We start from the raw sequence: 14,492 nt of genomic DNA on the forward strand, positions 1-14,492 counted from the left end.
CTGTCGTTCTCGTCGCCGGGGTGGGCGCCAGTATCGTCGCGCCCATGCCCGCCGACCCAACTCGCACGACCGTCACACTGCATCCGTCCGACAATGTGGTCGTCGTGGTGGACGGAGACGACGACCGGCGGGGCCACAAGCTGGCGAGCCGGCCCATCGCCGCCGGCGAGGCGATCGTCAAGCTCGGCGAGATCATCGGCGCCGCCACCGAGCCGATCGCGGCGGGCGACCATGTCCACACGCACAACGTCGCCCCGAACCGTGAGCCGGTGAACGCCGACGACGCCGGCACCCACCTGATCGCACCGCCGGCGGTGACGCCGCGGACCTTCGAGGGGTTCGTCCGCCCCGACGGACGGGTCGGCACCCGGAACCACCTGCTCGTCCTCACGTCCGTGAACTGCTCCGCGTCGGTCGCCAAGGTCATCGCCGCCCGCGCCCGCGAATCCGGCCTCGGCGCGGACGTCGACGGCATCACGGCGCTCACCCACCACGGCGGCTGTGCGCTCGGGCAGGACAGCGAGGGCCTCGCCAATCTGCGACGCACGCTCGCGGGCTACGCGACCCATCCCAACGTCGGCGGTGTGCTGATCCTCGGGCTCGGTTGCGAGTCCAACCAGGTCGACGGCCTCCTCGACACCCACGGGTTGGAGCCGGGCGACCGGCTCCGCACCCTCGTCATCCAGGACGAGGGTGGCAGTGCGGCCACCGTCGACGCCGGTCTGCACGCCCTCGCCGAGCTGGCCGAATCCGCGGCGACCGACCGCCGTTCCACTGTGCCGGTCAGCCATCTCGCCCTCGCGTTGCAGTGCGGTGGGTCGGACGGCTACTCGGCCATCACCGCCAACCCGGCGTTGGGCCGGGCCGCGGACCTGCTCGTCGGCCACGGTGGCACCGCCGTGCTCGGCGAGACACCGGAGATGCACGGTGCCGAGCACCTGCTGGTACGGCGCGCCGTCGACCGCGACATCGCCCAGCTCCTCCTCGACCGGCTGGCCTGGTGGCGCGAGCACAACGAACCGGAGCACAACCCGTCGCCCGGCAACAAGAAGGGCGGCCTGACCACCATCGCCGAGAAGTCGCTCGGTGCCGTCGCCAAGGGTGGCACCACGCCGCTCGTCGACGTCCTCCGCTACGCCGAGCCGCTGCGACGACCCGGCTTCGTCATCATGGACTCGCCGGGCTACGACCCGTGTTCGGTGACCGGCGAGATCGCGTCCGGCTGCACGATCTGCTGCTTCACGACCGGGCGCGGCAGCGTGTCCGGATTCGCCCCGAGTCCGAGCCTCAAGGTGTCGACGAACACCGCGCTCTACGAACGGATGACGGGCGACATCGACCTCGACGCCGGGCCGATCGCGACCGGCGACGAAACCGTCGACGAGGTCGGCGGGCGACTGTTCGATCTCCTCGTGGACACGGCGAGCGGGCGGGCGACGAAGAGCGAGGCGCTCGGCTTCGGCGAAGAGGAGTTCGTGCCGTGGCAGATGGGCGTCGTCACCTGACGTCGACGAGATTCTCGGCTGACGGGTACCGTCCACGTCGTGCAGTTCGTGTCCTACATGTCCCCGGGATTCCCCGAGTCGCTCTTCGAGGTGCTCGCCCGTGAGATGGGCGCCGAGCTGCACTTCGAGACCGAGACCTCCGGCCCGGCCCCGGGCACCGATCCGTTCCGCGACGGCACGTTCGACCTGGGGTGGATCTGCTCGACCTCGTTCGTCGATCTCGCGCTGCACCGCGCCGAGCCGTCGGTGCGGATCGCCGGTGTGGCGTGGGTGCCGGACGACCCGGATGCGCACGGTCGGCCCGTGTACTTCGGCGACGTGGTCGTGCGCCCCGATGCGCCGTTCACCTCCGTCGCCGATCTCGCCGGCCTGCGCATCGGCTGCAACGACGTCGTCAGTCTGAGCGGCCACTACGCACTGCGCTTCGCGATCGAGGACCTCGGCGCACACCCCGACGACTTCGCCGAACTCGTGTTCACCGGCGGACACCACCATTCGCTCGACGCCCTCGTGCGGGGCGAGATCGACGCCTGCGTGGTCGATTCGGTCGTGCGGATCGGGCGCAGCCGCCACGACGCGGCCGTCGCCGGCCTCCGGGTGATCGACCGCCTCGGCCCCTGGCCGGTGCAGCCGCTCGTGGCCCGCCACGACTTCGACGACGCCGAACTCCACCGCCTGCGCACCGCACTTCTCGCCGCCAACGATCGCCCCGAGGTGCGGGCCGAGCTCGAGCGGGCGGCGTTGACCACACTCGTGGAGGTCGGCGTCGACCACTACACCGACCTGCACGCGGCGATGGAGCGCGGCACCGGCAGCATCAGCTGATCCCCTACGGTTGGGGGCGTTGCGCGGCGGGAACCAGCCCCATCCGCGCGGCGTCGTAGCTCTGATGCACCTCCCTCGTCGATCCCGTGTCCTGCTCGGCTGCGCGGTCCTGCTCGCGCTGATCGCCGCGTCATGCGGCGACGACGGCACCGCGGAGCCGCCGTCGACCAGCAGCACGACGACCACGACGGTCGAGTCGACGACATCGACGACGACGAGCACGACGACCACGACGACGGAGCCCCCGCCGCCGACCGTGCCCGTTCCCGTCCACATCGACGAGAACGGCTTCAACGACCACACCGTGCCCGCGGTGGACACGGTGGAGGAATGGTTCGCCCTGGCCCACTCGACCGCCGACCGGTCGGTCACCAAGTTCACGATCTCCGACTTCGGCCGGGCCGACGCGGCGGCACGGTGGGCCGACAGCAACTTCTTCGAGCTCCACGACGAGTGGTACTACTTCCGCCTCCTCAACGGCCAGCCCGTTCCGGGGGTCACCGATCGTCCGGTCACCGGCCTCTCGTTCGCCACCGTGGCGGCCATCTACGCCTGGGCCGAGAGTCAGGGCTCGTTGCCGCTGGGGCTCGACTGGATCGAGAGCCAGACGTTCGGCCGGGACCGGCTCTACTCGCGACGCTTCTACGACATCATCCTGCGCACCACACCCCGCATCTACGGCGCCGGCACGCTCGTCCACCTGCCGGACAGTCGGGACGGCGAGCGCTGGCTGATCGAGCTCGAGTTCAGCGACCAGGTGACCCCGGGCGACATCGAGACATATGTCGCGACGCTCGCCGCCACGCTGCCGGCGGAGATCGGCGACAACCTCGAGTGGGTCATGCGCTCGCCCCATCAGATCGACGTCGGCGAGCAGATGAAGGCGGACGGACACCCGCTGGCCGACCGCATCGTCCGCTGGTCCGAGATCGTCGAGCCCGGCGAGATCGCCGTCTACAACCCGGGTATCGCGGCCGGCCAGCTCCTGCTCGTCGACGAGTCCGGCAGCCAGCTCGCCCGGGCGACCGACACCGACATCATCATCATGGAGCACGTGCCGGACTACCTCCCGCCCGGCAGCGCCCTCATCACGTCGTCACCGCAGACGCCGCTCGCCCACGTGAACCTGCTCGCCCGCAACCGCGGCATCCCGAACCTCTCGTTCAGCGGCGTCACCGACGACCCCGGCATCTCGTCCGCGGCACGGGTCCGCTCCTACGTCATCGTCCGGGCGGAGGGCGACTCCGTCGACATCACCCTCATCGACCGCGACGACTTCCTCGACTGGCAGGCCCGCCAGGACACCTCGACGATCCGCGTGCCCGCGGTCGACGTGGAGACGATGGCGCTCACCGTCGACCTCACGGCCCTCGCCGGCGCGATCACCAGCGACGCCCAGCTCGACGACTGGCGCCCCACCATCGGCGGCAAGTCCGCCGGTTTCGTCGCCCTCCTGCGCACCGCGGAGCTCACGACACCACCCACCCCGCTCGCGATCACCGTGCGGCCGTACCTCGAACATCTCGACCTGGTCGACGACGCGCTCGACGCCATCCTCCGCAACGACGAGTTCGAGGACGACCCACGCGCCCGCTACCTCTTCCTCGAGGGTCCGACCGACTACGAGGCCTTCTACTCCGCCCCGCGCGACCTGGAGTACGGTGCCGAGCTCCAGGCGGCCCATCCGCCCGGCACGATTCTCGGTGACGTGCTCGCCGCGGACGGCTTCAAGCAGTACTTCCGGGCCCAGCCGATGAACGGCGCGACACTCGCCGCGCTCACCGCCGCGTTGACCGACCGGTTCGGGCACTACGACGACACCCAGGGCCTGCGCTTCCGCTCGTCGAGTTCGGTGGAGGACATCGAGGGGTTCAACGGCGCCGGGCTCTACAACTCCAACACCGGTTTCCTCGATCCCGGCGCGCAGCCCGACAGCTCGGACCACAAGCGGTCGATGGAGTACGCGATCAAGAAGACGTGGGCGTCGTACTGGGGGTTCGAGGCGTTCGAGGAACGGCGGCGGGAGAACGTCGACCACCGAAGCGGCGCGATGGGTGTGACGGTGCACGCCCGCTTCGACGACGCCCTCGAGGAGAACAACGGCGTCGCCACCTTCACGTTCGCCCCCGAAGGCTCGGCGATCATCGGCACCGCGGTGATCAACGTGCAGGACGGCGCGGTGAGCGTCGCCAACCCCGATCCGACGTCCACCGATCTCCCCGAGGTGATCGAGGCCGACTTGCGGGCCGACGGGAGCGTCGTGGTCCGCCGCATCCAGGGATCGACGATCACGTCCGGGCCGATTCTCTCCGACGCCGAGGCGGAGACCCTGACCGAGCAACTCCACGCCGCCACCACCACGTGGCGCGACCAGGTCAACGCGGGGCTCGCCGCGGCGCAGGCCGTCACCGTCGTCACGCTCGACTTCGAGTTCAAGACCATGGGCGCGGGCTGGCCCGCGGGGGCCGCGAACGACGACGGCGGACTGATCGTCAAGCAGGCCCGCAGCCTCGATCCGGGCCTGCGGGGGATTCCGAGCTCCGTCGTCGCTCTCGACATCCCCCGCGACATCCTCGCCCGGGCCTCGCGCGTCGCCCGGCTCAATTGCGTTGGGTCGACGGCGATTGCGGCGTGGACGGACCCGCTCCTCGCACCCGACATGGGCTTCAGCGAGATGCCGTACACCACACCGACGGGCGTCGATCCCGCCGACTGCACCCAGAGCACCCTCTACTCCACCCCGGATGCGTTTCTCGTCGAACTGCTGAACAGCGGCGACCGGATCGAGCTGACCGGCTGAGCCGCGCCGCGGACGTTCTACGCTCGCGGTCATGATCCTCGTCATCGGTGACGTCACACTCGCCCCGGGTTCTCGCGACGAAGCCCTCGCCCTGAGCCGCGACCACGTGGCTCGCTCCCGGACCGAGCCGGGATGCATCTCCCACGACGTCCATCTCCACGCCGACGATCCGGATCGGATCGTCTTCGTCGAGCGCTGGGCGGACCGGGCCGCGCTCGACGCGCACTTCGCCGTCGCCGCGTCGCGGGACTTCGCTCGGGCGCTCACGGCCTTGGCCGCGCAGGCGCCTCGGATGGACGTCTACGAGACCGACGGAGGGGACTGAGATGCCGGGCGGATCGGACTATCCAGGCCCGAGTGACCGACTCGAGCTCTACCGCCGGCTCGTCGACCGCCATCCCGAGGCCGAGGTGAAGGGGGCGAAGAATCCCTACACGTCCCGCAACGGTTGGATGACGAGCTTCCTCGCTCCGGACGGACTCATCTGCCTGCGGCTCGGCGGCGCCGAGCGCGACGAGGCGCTGGCCGCCGGCGCGTCCGAGGTGCAGCAGTACGGCCGCAACATGCCCGACTTCGCCGCGCTCCCCGCGGAGCTGGCCGACGGCGACGCCGACGCGTGGTTCGCCCGCAGCTGGGACCACGCGGGCACGCTGGACCCGAAGTAGCTCTCAGCCCTCAGCGGGACCGGGCCGCGTCGGCGAGGACCGACTCGACGACCTCGATCAGGGTCCGTGCCGTCATCGGCTGGTAGATGACCGTGCAGTCGACGAAGTCCTCGGGCCGACGCTCCACGTAGGGCCTCGGCGCTTCGACGATCACGGGCACGTCGGGGTAGCGAGCGATGATGCCGGTGAGCACCTCCCGATTGCGGGGGTCTTGCTGCCGCATCGAGTGCACCACCACATCCGCCCTCGCCACCGCGTCGCAGCGGTCGTGCTCGACGAGCGCGCAGCGGTCGTCGGTGGCTTCCGGGCCCCCGCACGCGGCGACGTCGTACCCGCGCTCGCGCAGGATCCGGCCCACCGCCTCCTGCTTGGCGAAGTCCGATTCCTCGATCAGCACGCGGGGGCCGGTGCTCGGTTCCGACCAGATGGGGACCTTCATGGTTCGTGACATGACGCCTCCTCCCCTCACGACACACCACAATTACCTTCCTGGGAAGGGACCTAGGTCCCGGATCCGCACGGGATCGCCGGATGTGGACGCGTTCAGTCGCAGCAGGTGTCGCCGGACCAGGCTTCGCGACCCTCGCGCAGGGCCAGGGCCGCGATGACGAGGCCGGCGAGCGGGTCGGCCCACCACCACCCGAGGGCGGCGTTGAGCACGAGGCCGACCAACAGGACAGCCGACAGGTAGGTGCACAACCAGGTCTGCTGGCTGTCGGCCGCGACCGTCACCGATCCGAGGCGCCGGCCGGTGCGCCGCTTGGCCGTCGCCAGCAGCGGCATCACGACCAACGACAAGGCGGCCAGCACGATGCCCACGACGCTGGCGTCGGGTTCGGATGTCGTCGACAGGTCGTACAGCGCCTGGACCGAGACATAGGCGGCCAGCGCGAAGAAGCTCAGGGCGATCAGCCGCAGGGCCTGGCGTTCCCGCTGTTCGTCGGCGCCGGCGAACTGCCACAGGATCACGGCGGCGGACGCGACCTCGATCGTCGAGTCGAGGCCGAATCCGACGAGGGCGAGCGACCCGGCTTCCAGCCCCGCGCCGATGGCCACGACGGCTTCGATCACGTTCCACGCGATCGTCATCCAGGCCAGCACGACCACGCGCCGACGGAGCCGCTCCGTCGGGACCGAATCAGTGGTTGCCGATGTCATGAGCGGGCGGCGATGACGGCGCGGAGTTGATCGAGCGTCGGCGAACCGGCCGGGCCGTCCGGGGTCTGGTACACCCGGCACGAGAGCCCGACGGGGTCGTCCGGGTCGGCGAACGGGTCCACCCCGTCGAGGAGAATGCTCGGCGACCCGCGGAAGCGGGTCCGCTCGGCCTCCTCGGGCGTGTCGACGACATGCCGCGTGATCGAGAGGTCGGGATGCTCGGCCGCAAGCGCGCCCAAGCGGGCGTCGGCGACGAGCCAGTTGGGACAGTCGTCGAAGTACAACAGGGTCACGTCCATGAACTCACCGTAAACCTTGCCCCCCGGTGCAAGGTCAAGAGCGAACGGGCCACCACCCGTGCACTCGCGACCCTCGCCGATCCCGCGTACCATCGCGACCTGACGCCCAGGAGGACGCGCATTCATGAGCTTCACCGAAGATCTGCACATCGACTGTCCGCCCGCAACCGCATTCGATGTGTTGGCGGACGTTCGCAACGAACTCCGATGGAACGACGACGTCTCGGAGGCCGAGTTGCTCACGGGCGAACCGATCGGGCGGGGCTCGACGTTCACCACCGAGCACGCTGCCCCGCTGGGCGAGATCGAGTCGACGATCACCGTGTTCGACCGGCCGGATCGCCTCGAGTTCGCGGCCACCAGCAAGCGGATGGATCTCGGCATCTCGTTCACGCTCACGGAGGACGGCTCGGGAACGCTCGTCCACGGCACCTTCGACCCGAAGCCGAGAGGCATCATGGCCGTGCTGTTCCCCCTCCTTCGGCCGATGATCCGCCGCGGCATGGCGAAGCAGCATCAGAACCTCAAGGCGCTCTGCGAGTCAGAACCCCAGTAGCGCGTCGGTCCCGGGAAGGTCGGTTCGTCAGCCGGCAGGGCTGAAGCAGTGGTACTGCGTGACGGTCTCGAAACCCATGCGGTCGTACACGGGCGCACCCATCGGGCTCGCCTGCAACACGCCGGTCGCACAGCCCAGCTCCCTGCCGGCGACGAGCGCGGCCGCGGTGATCGCGGTGCCGAGTCCGCGGCGCCGGAACTGCTCACGCACGCCGATCGAATACACGCCGGCGATGTCTGCGGTGCGCAGCAGCTGCCCGCATGCGGCCAGCTCACCGTCGAGGTAGCCGAGGAACCAGGCGCAGCGGTCGTCGTCGAGCGTCGATGCGGGTGCGAGCAGAGCCGCTGCCTGCACCGGCGCGCCGAAGGCCTCCGAGGTCACCAGGGCGAGTTCGCCGAGCTGGTCCGCTTCGGTGATCTGGAGAAACTCGGCACCTCCGACCGCCTCGACCGGAAGGTCCGCAAGCGGCGCGTAGGCCATCCCCGGCATGGTTGCCGCCACCGGGTCCAGACCCGTCGACCCGGCCATGTCTGCGATTGCCGGCGCAACGGAGCCCGGTGCGCTCACCCAGAAGGGGACCTGTCGTTCGGCGAACCAGCTCGTTGCCTGCTCCAGGTCGCCCGCGGATGGCTCCTCGAAGACGAACGCCTGATTGAACAGCGGCATCGGCACACCGACCGACGAGCAGCGGATCGCGCCGAACGTCCGAGATTCACCCCCGGGGGAATGCTCAGCCGTGAAGCTGAGCCACTCGGCCCAGTTCTCGTTCATGTCGGTCAGAACGTCCGCGCTCACCACTCGCCCCCTGGTCGCCGTCGGTTCCGCTCACCGTAGACGTTCTTCGTTGCGCTACTCGATGCGGATGCCCGAGATGGCCCGGCTGATCACGAGCTGCTGGATCTGCTCGGTGCCTTCGAAGATGTCGTGGATCTTTGCGTCACGGTGCCAACGCTCGACCGGGTACTCACGGGTGTAGCCGTAGCCGCCGAGGATCTGGATGGCTCGCTCGGTCGCCCAGGTGGCGACCCGGCCGGCCTTCATCTTGGCCATGGAGCCCTCGGCGTTCTTGAACTGGCCGTTCTTGCCGAGCCAGGCAGCGCGCCAGATGAGCAGGCGGGTCGCGTCGATCTCGGTGGCGATGTCGGCGAGCATGAAGGCGATCGACTGGTTCTCGATGATCGCCCGGCCGAACGCACGACGCTCCTTGGCGTATTCGAGCGAGTACTCGTAGGCGGCGCGGGCCACACCGAGCGCCTGGGCGCCGACCGCGGGGCGGGTCGCCTCGAAGGTCTGCATCGCGGCCTGGGCGTTGCCCTTCTTGCCCTCACGGACCCGGGCGAGACGCTCGTCGAGCTTGTCCTTGCCACCGAGCAGGCAGCTGCCCGGGACGCGCACGTCGTCGAGCACGACCTCGGCGGTGTGCGAGGCACGGATGCCGTGCTTCTTGTACTTCTGGCCCATGCTCAGCCCGGGGGTCTCGGGCGGCACGATGAAACTGGCGTGACCCTTGGAACCGAGCTCGGGATCGACCACGGCGACGACGACATGGATGTCGGAGATGCCACCGTTGGTGATCCACGCCTTGGTGCCGTTGAGCGTCCACTCGTCCTTGGCCTCGTCGTAGACGGCGCGCGTTCGATAGCCGCCGACGTCGGAGCCGGCGTCGGGCTCCGAGGCGCAGAACGCACCGAGGGCGATGTTGTCCGGCGTGCCGTAGCACTGGGGCACCCACTCCATGACCTGCTCGGGCGTGCCCGACGCGGCGATGCCGGCGGCGGCGAGACCCGAGCCCATGATGGCCATGCCGATGCCGGCGTCGCCCCAGAACAGTTCTTCGATGGCGACCGGCATGGTGAGGCCGGTGGGATCGCCCATCATGCCCTGGGCCATGAACTCCCAGCCGTAGAGGCCGATCTCGGCCGCCTGCTCGACGATCGGGTACGGGAACTCCTCGCGTTCGTCCCACTCTTCGGCGGCCGGACGAATGACGTCCACCGCGAACTCGTGGACCCACTTCTGCAGGGCGAGTTGGTCCTCGTTGAGCTCGAGGGAGAAGTCGGACATGGTGGGCCTCCGATGGCGGGGACGGCGAACGATGACGTAGTTACTCGTGAGTAACCATCTTCCCCTCGAAGAGTACGGACGCGGGCCGATTCTGGCAACCCTTCTGCCAGAACCCGTGACCAACGACCCAGTACCGGTTCCAGTACGCGGGGCTCATCTTCCGCGGGTTTCGTTCGATAAGAACAACAGTGAGTTCGCGCCGTTCCCAAGAAACACGATGGGGCGACCGCACCGCGTTGGTCGCGGCTGCCGTCGCCTTCCCGGTCGCGCTCGCGTCCGCGCTCACCACCGTGGTGGCCGGAGACCCGGGAAGTGTGGTCGGCGCGTTCTCGATCGCGGTCCCCGCGATCGTCGCCGCGATCGCCACCGCGGTGACCGTGCACCTCGGCCTCGTCCGCCGCCACCGTGAACGCGAACGGACCATGAACCGGAAGCTGTCCAACACCAAGCGCGAGCTCCACGACGAGAAGCAGGAACGCAGCGTGCTCCGCGAACTCGATGCCGCGCTCGACGTCGCCGCCACTGAGTCCGCCGCGATCGACGTCGTGCGGGAGAGCTTCGCCAAGCACCTCTCGATGCAGCCGATGGAGTTCCATCTCGTCGACGCCGTCGACCCCGTGCTCGAGCTCGCCGTCGCGACGGGTGACCACGCGACCAAGCCGGGCGTGCGCACGTCGCCCTGGGACTCCCTGGCCGCCCGCTCCAACACGACCCTCGTCTACGCCACGACCGATCGGCTCGACGTCTGCCCCCACCTCCGCGACCGCCTCCACTCCCCCATGTCGGCGATCGCCGTGCCGGTCAACGTCATGGGTCGCCTGCTCGGTGTGCTCTACGGTCTCGGCCCCGCGGGGCAGCAGCCGGGGTTCGGCGACGTGAAGTTCCTCGAGGACATGGGGCGCCTGATCGGCGCCCGCCTCGCCATCCTCCGTGCGTCGTCGATGACCGCGGCGACCGCGGACAATGTCGACAAGCTGACGGGCCTGCCCGATCGGGCCGCCATGCAGGAGAGGGTGCTACGCCTGCTGCGCGATCGACAGGCATTCACCGTCGCCGTCGCCGACATCGACGACTTCAGCCGGCTCAACGAGACCCAGGGCCGCGAGGCCGGCGACCGGGCGCTTCAGCTGCTCGCCCGCATCGCCCGCAAGGCCGTGCGTCCGGGCGACATCATCGGCCGTATCGGCGGCGACGAGTACCTGTTCGTGATGCCCCAGACGAACCCCGACGACGCAACGCGCGCGTTCGAACGACTCCGCGAGGAGCTCGTACTCGCCCAGGCGACCACCAACGACCCGCAGTTCACCCTCTCGATCGGCGTGATCGGCTCGAGCTCCGGTGGCACGATCGAGGAGATCCTGCACCGGGCGGCCGGCGCGCTCACCCACGCGAAGACGCAGGGCGGCAACCGGGTCGTCGTCGCCCACACGGCGAAGCCGTCGAGCAACCGCTGACGCTCCCGGGCGCGCACTCCTCCGCTACGCGAGGATGACGGCGAAGCAAGGGGGACTCATGACCGGACCGTTGGACGGCGTACGCATACTCGACCTCTCACAGGTCGTCGCGGGGCCGCTCGCGACGATGATGCTCGCCGAACAGGGCGCCGACGTGATCAAGGTCGAAGGGCCGACGGGCGAGATGACCCGCCTCCAGGGCCCCGACGACATCAACGCGCTCATCGCGAACAACAACCGGGGCAAGCGTTCCGTCATCGTCGATCTGGCTGCCGAAGGCGGAGCCGACGTGGTGCTCCGACTCGCGAGCACGTGCGACATCGTGTTCGAGAACTTCCGGCCCGGCGTGGCCGACCGCCTGGGCGTGGGCTACGACGCGATCCACGCGGTCGCGCCCGACGTCATCTACGTCTCGATCACGGGCTTCGGCGAGGACGGGCCCTACGCCGACCGCGTCGCCCTCGACCCGGTGATCCAGGCCCTCACCGGGCTGGTCCACGGACAGATGAGCATGGCGCTCCCCTTCCCGGACCTCATCCGCACGCTGGTCGCCGACAAGTCCACCGCCTACACGGCCGCACAGGCCGCGACCGCCGCCCTCGTCGCCCGGGCCAACGGGGCCGGCGGGCAAAGGATCGACATCGCGATGCTCGACGCCACGATGGCGTACTTCTGGCCGGACGGCATGACCGACAAGACGTTCCACGACCCGGCCCGCGACCCGATGCGGGTGGTCGACCTCTACCGTCTCGTCGACACGGCGGACGGCCAGATCGTCTACTTCATCTCCACCCAGGGCCAGCTCGAGGGCATGTGGAAGGTCCTCGGACTGGACGACTACCTCGCCGACCCGGACCTCGGGAACCTCGCCCGGTTGGGCGCCGACCCGGAGAAGGCCATCGCCGCATCGGCCGAGGCGGACGCCCGGATCGGCGCGAAGACGACAGCCGAGATGGTTGCGCTGTGCGCCGAGCACAGCATTCCCTGCGGACCGGTGCTCGACCGCGACGCCGCACTCGCCGACCCCCAGCTCGTGCACAACGGCGTCCTGGTCGAGTGGGAGCACCCCGTCGGCGGCAAGCTCCGCCAGGCCCGGCCGGCCCCCCACTTCAGCGCAACGCCGGCGCCGCTGCACCCGCTCATCGCGCTGGCCGGCGAACACACCGACGAGATCCTGGCCGAAGCCGGCTTCTCCACCGAGGAGGTCGCCGACCTCGCGGCGCGGGGGATCACTATCCGCGCCGGTTGAGCATCAGAGCACGCCGAGCAGGAGTCGTAGCGCCCCGACGGTGACGACGACCTGGAAGAGGCGTCCGAGCATCACCGGGTCCAGCCGGTGCAGGTAGCGGGCGCCCAGCCGGGTGCCGGCGAACACACCGATCGAGGCGACGAGGATCAGCGGCAGGTGTTCCCGGAAGGCGAACCCGGCCACCCCGAACACGGCGATCTTGGCGATGTGATTGCACACCTGCACGACGGCGAAGGTGGCGACGAAGGAGACGTGGTCCTTCGCGATCGTCCGGAACACGGGCGAGATCAGTGGACCGGTCGCACCGATCGTGGGGTTGAGCAGGCCGTTGAGCGCGCCGACCAGGGTCAGGCGCCGGTGGCCGCCGCCCGTCGGCGACAGCCACGCGGTGGCGGCGGGCCACCAGACGGCGAGGAGGGCGAACCCGCCGATGATCGCCCGACCGCCGTCACGGGGAATCGCATCCGCGATGACGTAGCCGACGATCGTTCCGGGAAGCAACAGGGGCAGGTACCAGCGCAGCAGTGCAGTGTCCGCCTTGTCGCGCAGGGTCGCGGCCCGGGTGCCGTTGCTGACCAGCTGCACCACCCCATGGGCCGGCACGGCCACCAGCGGATCGACGAACTGGAGGATGACGACGAGGAGCACGACACCACCGCCGGCACCGGCCACGGCGGTGATGCCCGCGGTGACGACCGCGGCCACCGCGACGATGAGCAGTTCCCCTTCCGACATAGCTTGTATCCTACTTGTATTAGACCTGTCTTGTCCATGAATTGTCCGATCCTGTCCGGCCGGACCTGACACACTGCGCCCGATGGACACCGCAGCCACCCCCGACCGCCGGGCCGCGATGGCAGCCGGGGTACGCCGGATCTTCCCACTGTCGCTGATCGCGGGGCCCTTCGGCCTCGCCTACGGCGCCACGGCGACCGCCAACGAGATCGGCGATGTGGACGGCATCCTCGCCTCCTTCGTGATCCTCGCCGGCGCAGCCCAGATCGCCCTCGTCGACCTCAACGGCGACGGCGCGGCGTGGTACATCGCGGTCAGCACGGCGATCGTCATCAACCTCCGGTTCGTCCTCTACTCGGCGTCGCTCGCCCCGTCGTTTCGCGAGTTCGAACCCCGCTGGCGATTCGGGCTGACGTATCTGCTCACCGACCAGACGTCCGTGCTCGCCATCCAGGAGTTCGAAGCACACCGCGATCCCGCCTACCGACGCTGGTTCGTGCTCGGCGCCGGGGTGTGGTTCACGATCCCGTGGTTCATCGGCACCACGGTCGGCGTGCTCGCGGGAGGTGACATCCCGGACTGGGTGCAGATCGGCTTCGTCGTACCGCTCATGTTCATGGCGCTGTTGGTGCCGGCACTCACGTCCCGACCGAAGCTCGCGGCCGCGATCGTCGGCGCGACCGTTGCGGCCGCCGCCCAACCCCTCCCCGACGGCGTGAACATCATGCTCGGCGCGGCCGCCGGCATCGGCGTGGGCACGGTGCTCGCGGAACGGGCCGACGGATGAGCGTCACCGTCCAGATCCTGCTCGTCGGACTCGGCAGCTACGCCCTCCGGGGAAGCTTCATCGCGTTCGCCTCGCGGCTCGGCGAGATTCCCGCGCGGGCCAACACGGCCCTGTCGATGATCCCGCCCGCGGTACTCGCGTCGATTGTCGCCGACAGCCTCCTGTTCAGCGGCGACTCGTGGCGTGGTCTCGACGAGTGGCACATCGCGCTCGCCGTCACGACCGTCGTCGCCTGGCGCACCAAGAGCATCGCCCTCTGCCTGGCCGTCGGCATGCCCCTCGTCTGGCTCCTCGCCTGAGATGGGACACGGTGTCAGACACCGTGTCCCACCGTGTCTGTGACCGGGGTTCCACAAGCGCTGTGAATCCTGACCACTGGTGTCAGGGAGCCGAAG

At 69.6% G+C, this 14,492-nt stretch carries 16 protein-coding genes; 10 read left to right on the forward strand and 6 right to left on the reverse strand.

What is annotated here, in order from left to right; all coding sequences use genetic code 11:
- Window positions 1-44: 44 nt before the first annotated feature.
- The 5 genes from R8F63_12675 to R8F63_12695 all read left to right on the forward strand — a co-directional run bounded on the left by R8F63_12675 (window position 45) and on the right by R8F63_12695 (window position 5,795).
- Complete coding sequence (locus R8F63_12675; protein MDW3219457.1) at window positions 45-1,505, forward strand: altronate dehydratase family protein; 1,461 nt, start codon at window positions 45-47, stop codon at window positions 1,503-1,505.
- 39 nt (window positions 1,506-1,544) lie between these two features.
- Window positions 1,545-2,330: a PhnD/SsuA/transferrin family substrate-binding protein gene (locus tag R8F63_12680; GenBank protein ID MDW3219458.1), complete on the forward strand. Its 786-nt coding sequence runs from the start codon at window positions 1,545-1,547 to the stop codon at window positions 2,328-2,330.
- Window positions 2,331-2,394: 64 nt separating this feature from the next.
- Complete coding sequence (locus R8F63_12685) at window positions 2,395-5,130, forward strand: PEP/pyruvate-binding domain-containing protein (GenBank protein MDW3219459.1); 2,736 nt, start codon at window positions 2,395-2,397, stop codon at window positions 5,128-5,130.
- Between the two features lie 31 nt (window positions 5,131-5,161).
- Entirely contained in the window at window positions 5,162-5,455 is a 294-nt protein-coding gene (locus R8F63_12690; GenBank protein MDW3219460.1) for a putative quinol monooxygenase, read from the forward strand.
- Window position 5,456: 1 nt separating this feature from the next.
- Window positions 5,457-5,795, forward strand: a complete 339-nt coding sequence (locus tag R8F63_12695) for a hypothetical protein (GenBank protein MDW3219461.1) — start codon at window positions 5,457-5,459, stop codon at window positions 5,793-5,795.
- Window positions 5,796-5,805: 10 nt separating this feature from the next.
- Here the strand turns inward: R8F63_12695 and R8F63_12700 are convergent, their stop codons facing one another.
- From R8F63_12700 to R8F63_12710, 3 genes are all read right to left on the reverse strand, one after another.
- On the reverse strand, window positions 5,806-6,246 hold the full coding sequence (locus R8F63_12700) for a hypothetical protein (GenBank protein ID MDW3219462.1): 441 nt from the start codon (window positions 6,244-6,246) through the stop codon (window positions 5,806-5,808).
- 92 nt (window positions 6,247-6,338) lie between these two features.
- Window positions 6,339-6,953: a cation transporter gene (locus R8F63_12705; protein MDW3219463.1), complete on the reverse strand. Its 615-nt coding sequence runs from the start codon at window positions 6,951-6,953 to the stop codon at window positions 6,339-6,341.
- Window positions 6,950-7,252 (reverse strand): thioredoxin family protein, encoded by a 303-nt coding sequence (locus R8F63_12710; GenBank protein MDW3219464.1) that lies wholly within the window; start codon window positions 7,250-7,252, stop codon window positions 6,950-6,952. The genes R8F63_12705 and R8F63_12710 overlap by 4 nt, the downstream gene beginning before the upstream one ends.
- Before the next feature lie 124 nt (window positions 7,253-7,376).
- Here R8F63_12710 and R8F63_12715 point away from each other — a divergent pair, with 124 nt between their 5' ends.
- Window positions 7,377-7,808 (forward strand): SRPBCC family protein, encoded by a 432-nt coding sequence (locus R8F63_12715; GenBank protein ID MDW3219465.1) that lies wholly within the window; start codon window positions 7,377-7,379, stop codon window positions 7,806-7,808.
- Window positions 7,809-7,835: 27 nt separating this feature from the next.
- On the opposite strand, the gene R8F63_12720 is transcribed toward R8F63_12715, so the two are convergent.
- Complete coding sequence (locus R8F63_12720; GenBank protein MDW3219466.1) at window positions 7,836-8,603, reverse strand: GNAT family N-acetyltransferase; 768 nt, start codon at window positions 8,601-8,603, stop codon at window positions 7,836-7,838.
- 54 nt (window positions 8,604-8,657) lie between these two features.
- On the reverse strand, window positions 8,658-9,872 hold the full coding sequence (locus R8F63_12725) for an acyl-CoA dehydrogenase family protein (protein ID MDW3219467.1): 1,215 nt from the start codon (window positions 9,870-9,872) through the stop codon (window positions 8,658-8,660).
- 188 nt (window positions 9,873-10,060) lie between these two features.
- On the opposite strand from R8F63_12725, the gene R8F63_12730 reads away from it, so the two are divergent.
- Complete coding sequence (locus tag R8F63_12730) at window positions 10,061-11,326, forward strand: GGDEF domain-containing protein (GenBank protein ID MDW3219468.1); 1,266 nt, start codon at window positions 10,061-10,063, stop codon at window positions 11,324-11,326.
- A gap of 58 nt (window positions 11,327-11,384) precedes the next feature.
- Entirely contained in the window at window positions 11,385-12,575 is a 1,191-nt protein-coding gene (locus tag R8F63_12735; protein ID MDW3219469.1) for a CoA transferase, read from the forward strand.
- 3 nt (window positions 12,576-12,578) lie between these two features.
- Here R8F63_12735 and R8F63_12740 read toward each other — a convergent pair whose 3' ends face one another.
- Window positions 12,579-13,310 (reverse strand): sulfite exporter TauE/SafE family protein, encoded by a 732-nt coding sequence (locus R8F63_12740; protein ID MDW3219470.1) that lies wholly within the window; start codon window positions 13,308-13,310, stop codon window positions 12,579-12,581.
- Between the two features lie 82 nt (window positions 13,311-13,392).
- Here R8F63_12740 and R8F63_12745 point away from each other — a divergent pair, with 82 nt between their 5' ends.
- Together R8F63_12745 and R8F63_12750 are read left to right on the forward strand one after the other, a co-directional pair.
- The gene (locus R8F63_12745; GenBank protein ID MDW3219471.1) at window positions 13,393-14,097 is read left to right on the forward strand and encodes an AzlC family ABC transporter permease; all 705 of its coding nucleotides are present in this window, start codon (window positions 13,393-13,395) and stop codon (window positions 14,095-14,097) included.
- Complete coding sequence (locus tag R8F63_12750) at window positions 14,094-14,396, forward strand: AzlD domain-containing protein (GenBank protein MDW3219472.1); 303 nt, start codon at window positions 14,094-14,096, stop codon at window positions 14,394-14,396. Before R8F63_12745 ends, R8F63_12750 begins: the two co-directional genes overlap by 4 nt.
- Window positions 14,397-14,492 lie beyond the last annotated feature (96 nt).

The organism is Acidimicrobiales bacterium, from assembly GCA_033344915.1.
Lineage (GTDB): Bacteria > Actinomycetota > Acidimicrobiia > Acidimicrobiales > Aldehydirespiratoraceae > JAJRXC01.

Excerpts from the sequence above, each read along its gene's own strand:
- R8F63_12710 (MDW3219464.1), bottom strand. The coding sequence starts at position 7,252 with ATGGACGTGACCCTGTTGTACTTCGACGACTGTCCCAACTGGCTCGTC.
- R8F63_12700 (MDW3219462.1), bottom strand. The coding sequence starts at position 6,246 with ATGTCACGAACCATGAAGGTCCCCATCTGGTCGGAACCGAGCACCGGC.
- R8F63_12690 (MDW3219460.1), top strand. The coding sequence starts at position 5,162 with ATGATCCTCGTCATCGGTGACGTCACACTCGCCCCGGGTTCTCGCGAC.
- R8F63_12675 (MDW3219457.1), top strand. The coding sequence starts at position 45 with ATGCCCGCCGACCCAACTCGCACGACCGTCACACTGCATCCGTCCGAC.
- R8F63_12745 (MDW3219471.1), top strand. The coding sequence starts at position 13,393 with ATGGACACCGCAGCCACCCCCGACCGCCGGGCCGCGATGGCAGCCGGG.
- R8F63_12725 (MDW3219467.1), bottom strand. The coding sequence starts at position 9,872 with ATGTCCGACTTCTCCCTCGAGCTCAACGAGGACCAACTCGCCCTGCAG.
- R8F63_12705 (MDW3219463.1), bottom strand. The coding sequence starts at position 6,953 with ATGACATCGGCAACCACTGATTCGGTCCCGACGGAGCGGCTCCGTCGG.
- R8F63_12750 (MDW3219472.1), top strand. The coding sequence starts at position 14,094 with ATGAGCGTCACCGTCCAGATCCTGCTCGTCGGACTCGGCAGCTACGCC.
- R8F63_12735 (MDW3219469.1), top strand. The coding sequence starts at position 11,385 with ATGACCGGACCGTTGGACGGCGTACGCATACTCGACCTCTCACAGGTC.
- R8F63_12715 (MDW3219465.1), top strand. The coding sequence starts at position 7,377 with ATGAGCTTCACCGAAGATCTGCACATCGACTGTCCGCCCGCAACCGCA.
- R8F63_12695 (MDW3219461.1), top strand. The coding sequence starts at position 5,457 with ATGCCGGGCGGATCGGACTATCCAGGCCCGAGTGACCGACTCGAGCTC.
- R8F63_12740 (MDW3219470.1), bottom strand. The coding sequence starts at position 13,310 with ATGTCGGAAGGGGAACTGCTCATCGTCGCGGTGGCCGCGGTCGTCACC.
- R8F63_12685 (MDW3219459.1), top strand. The coding sequence starts at position 2,395 with ATGCACCTCCCTCGTCGATCCCGTGTCCTGCTCGGCTGCGCGGTCCTG.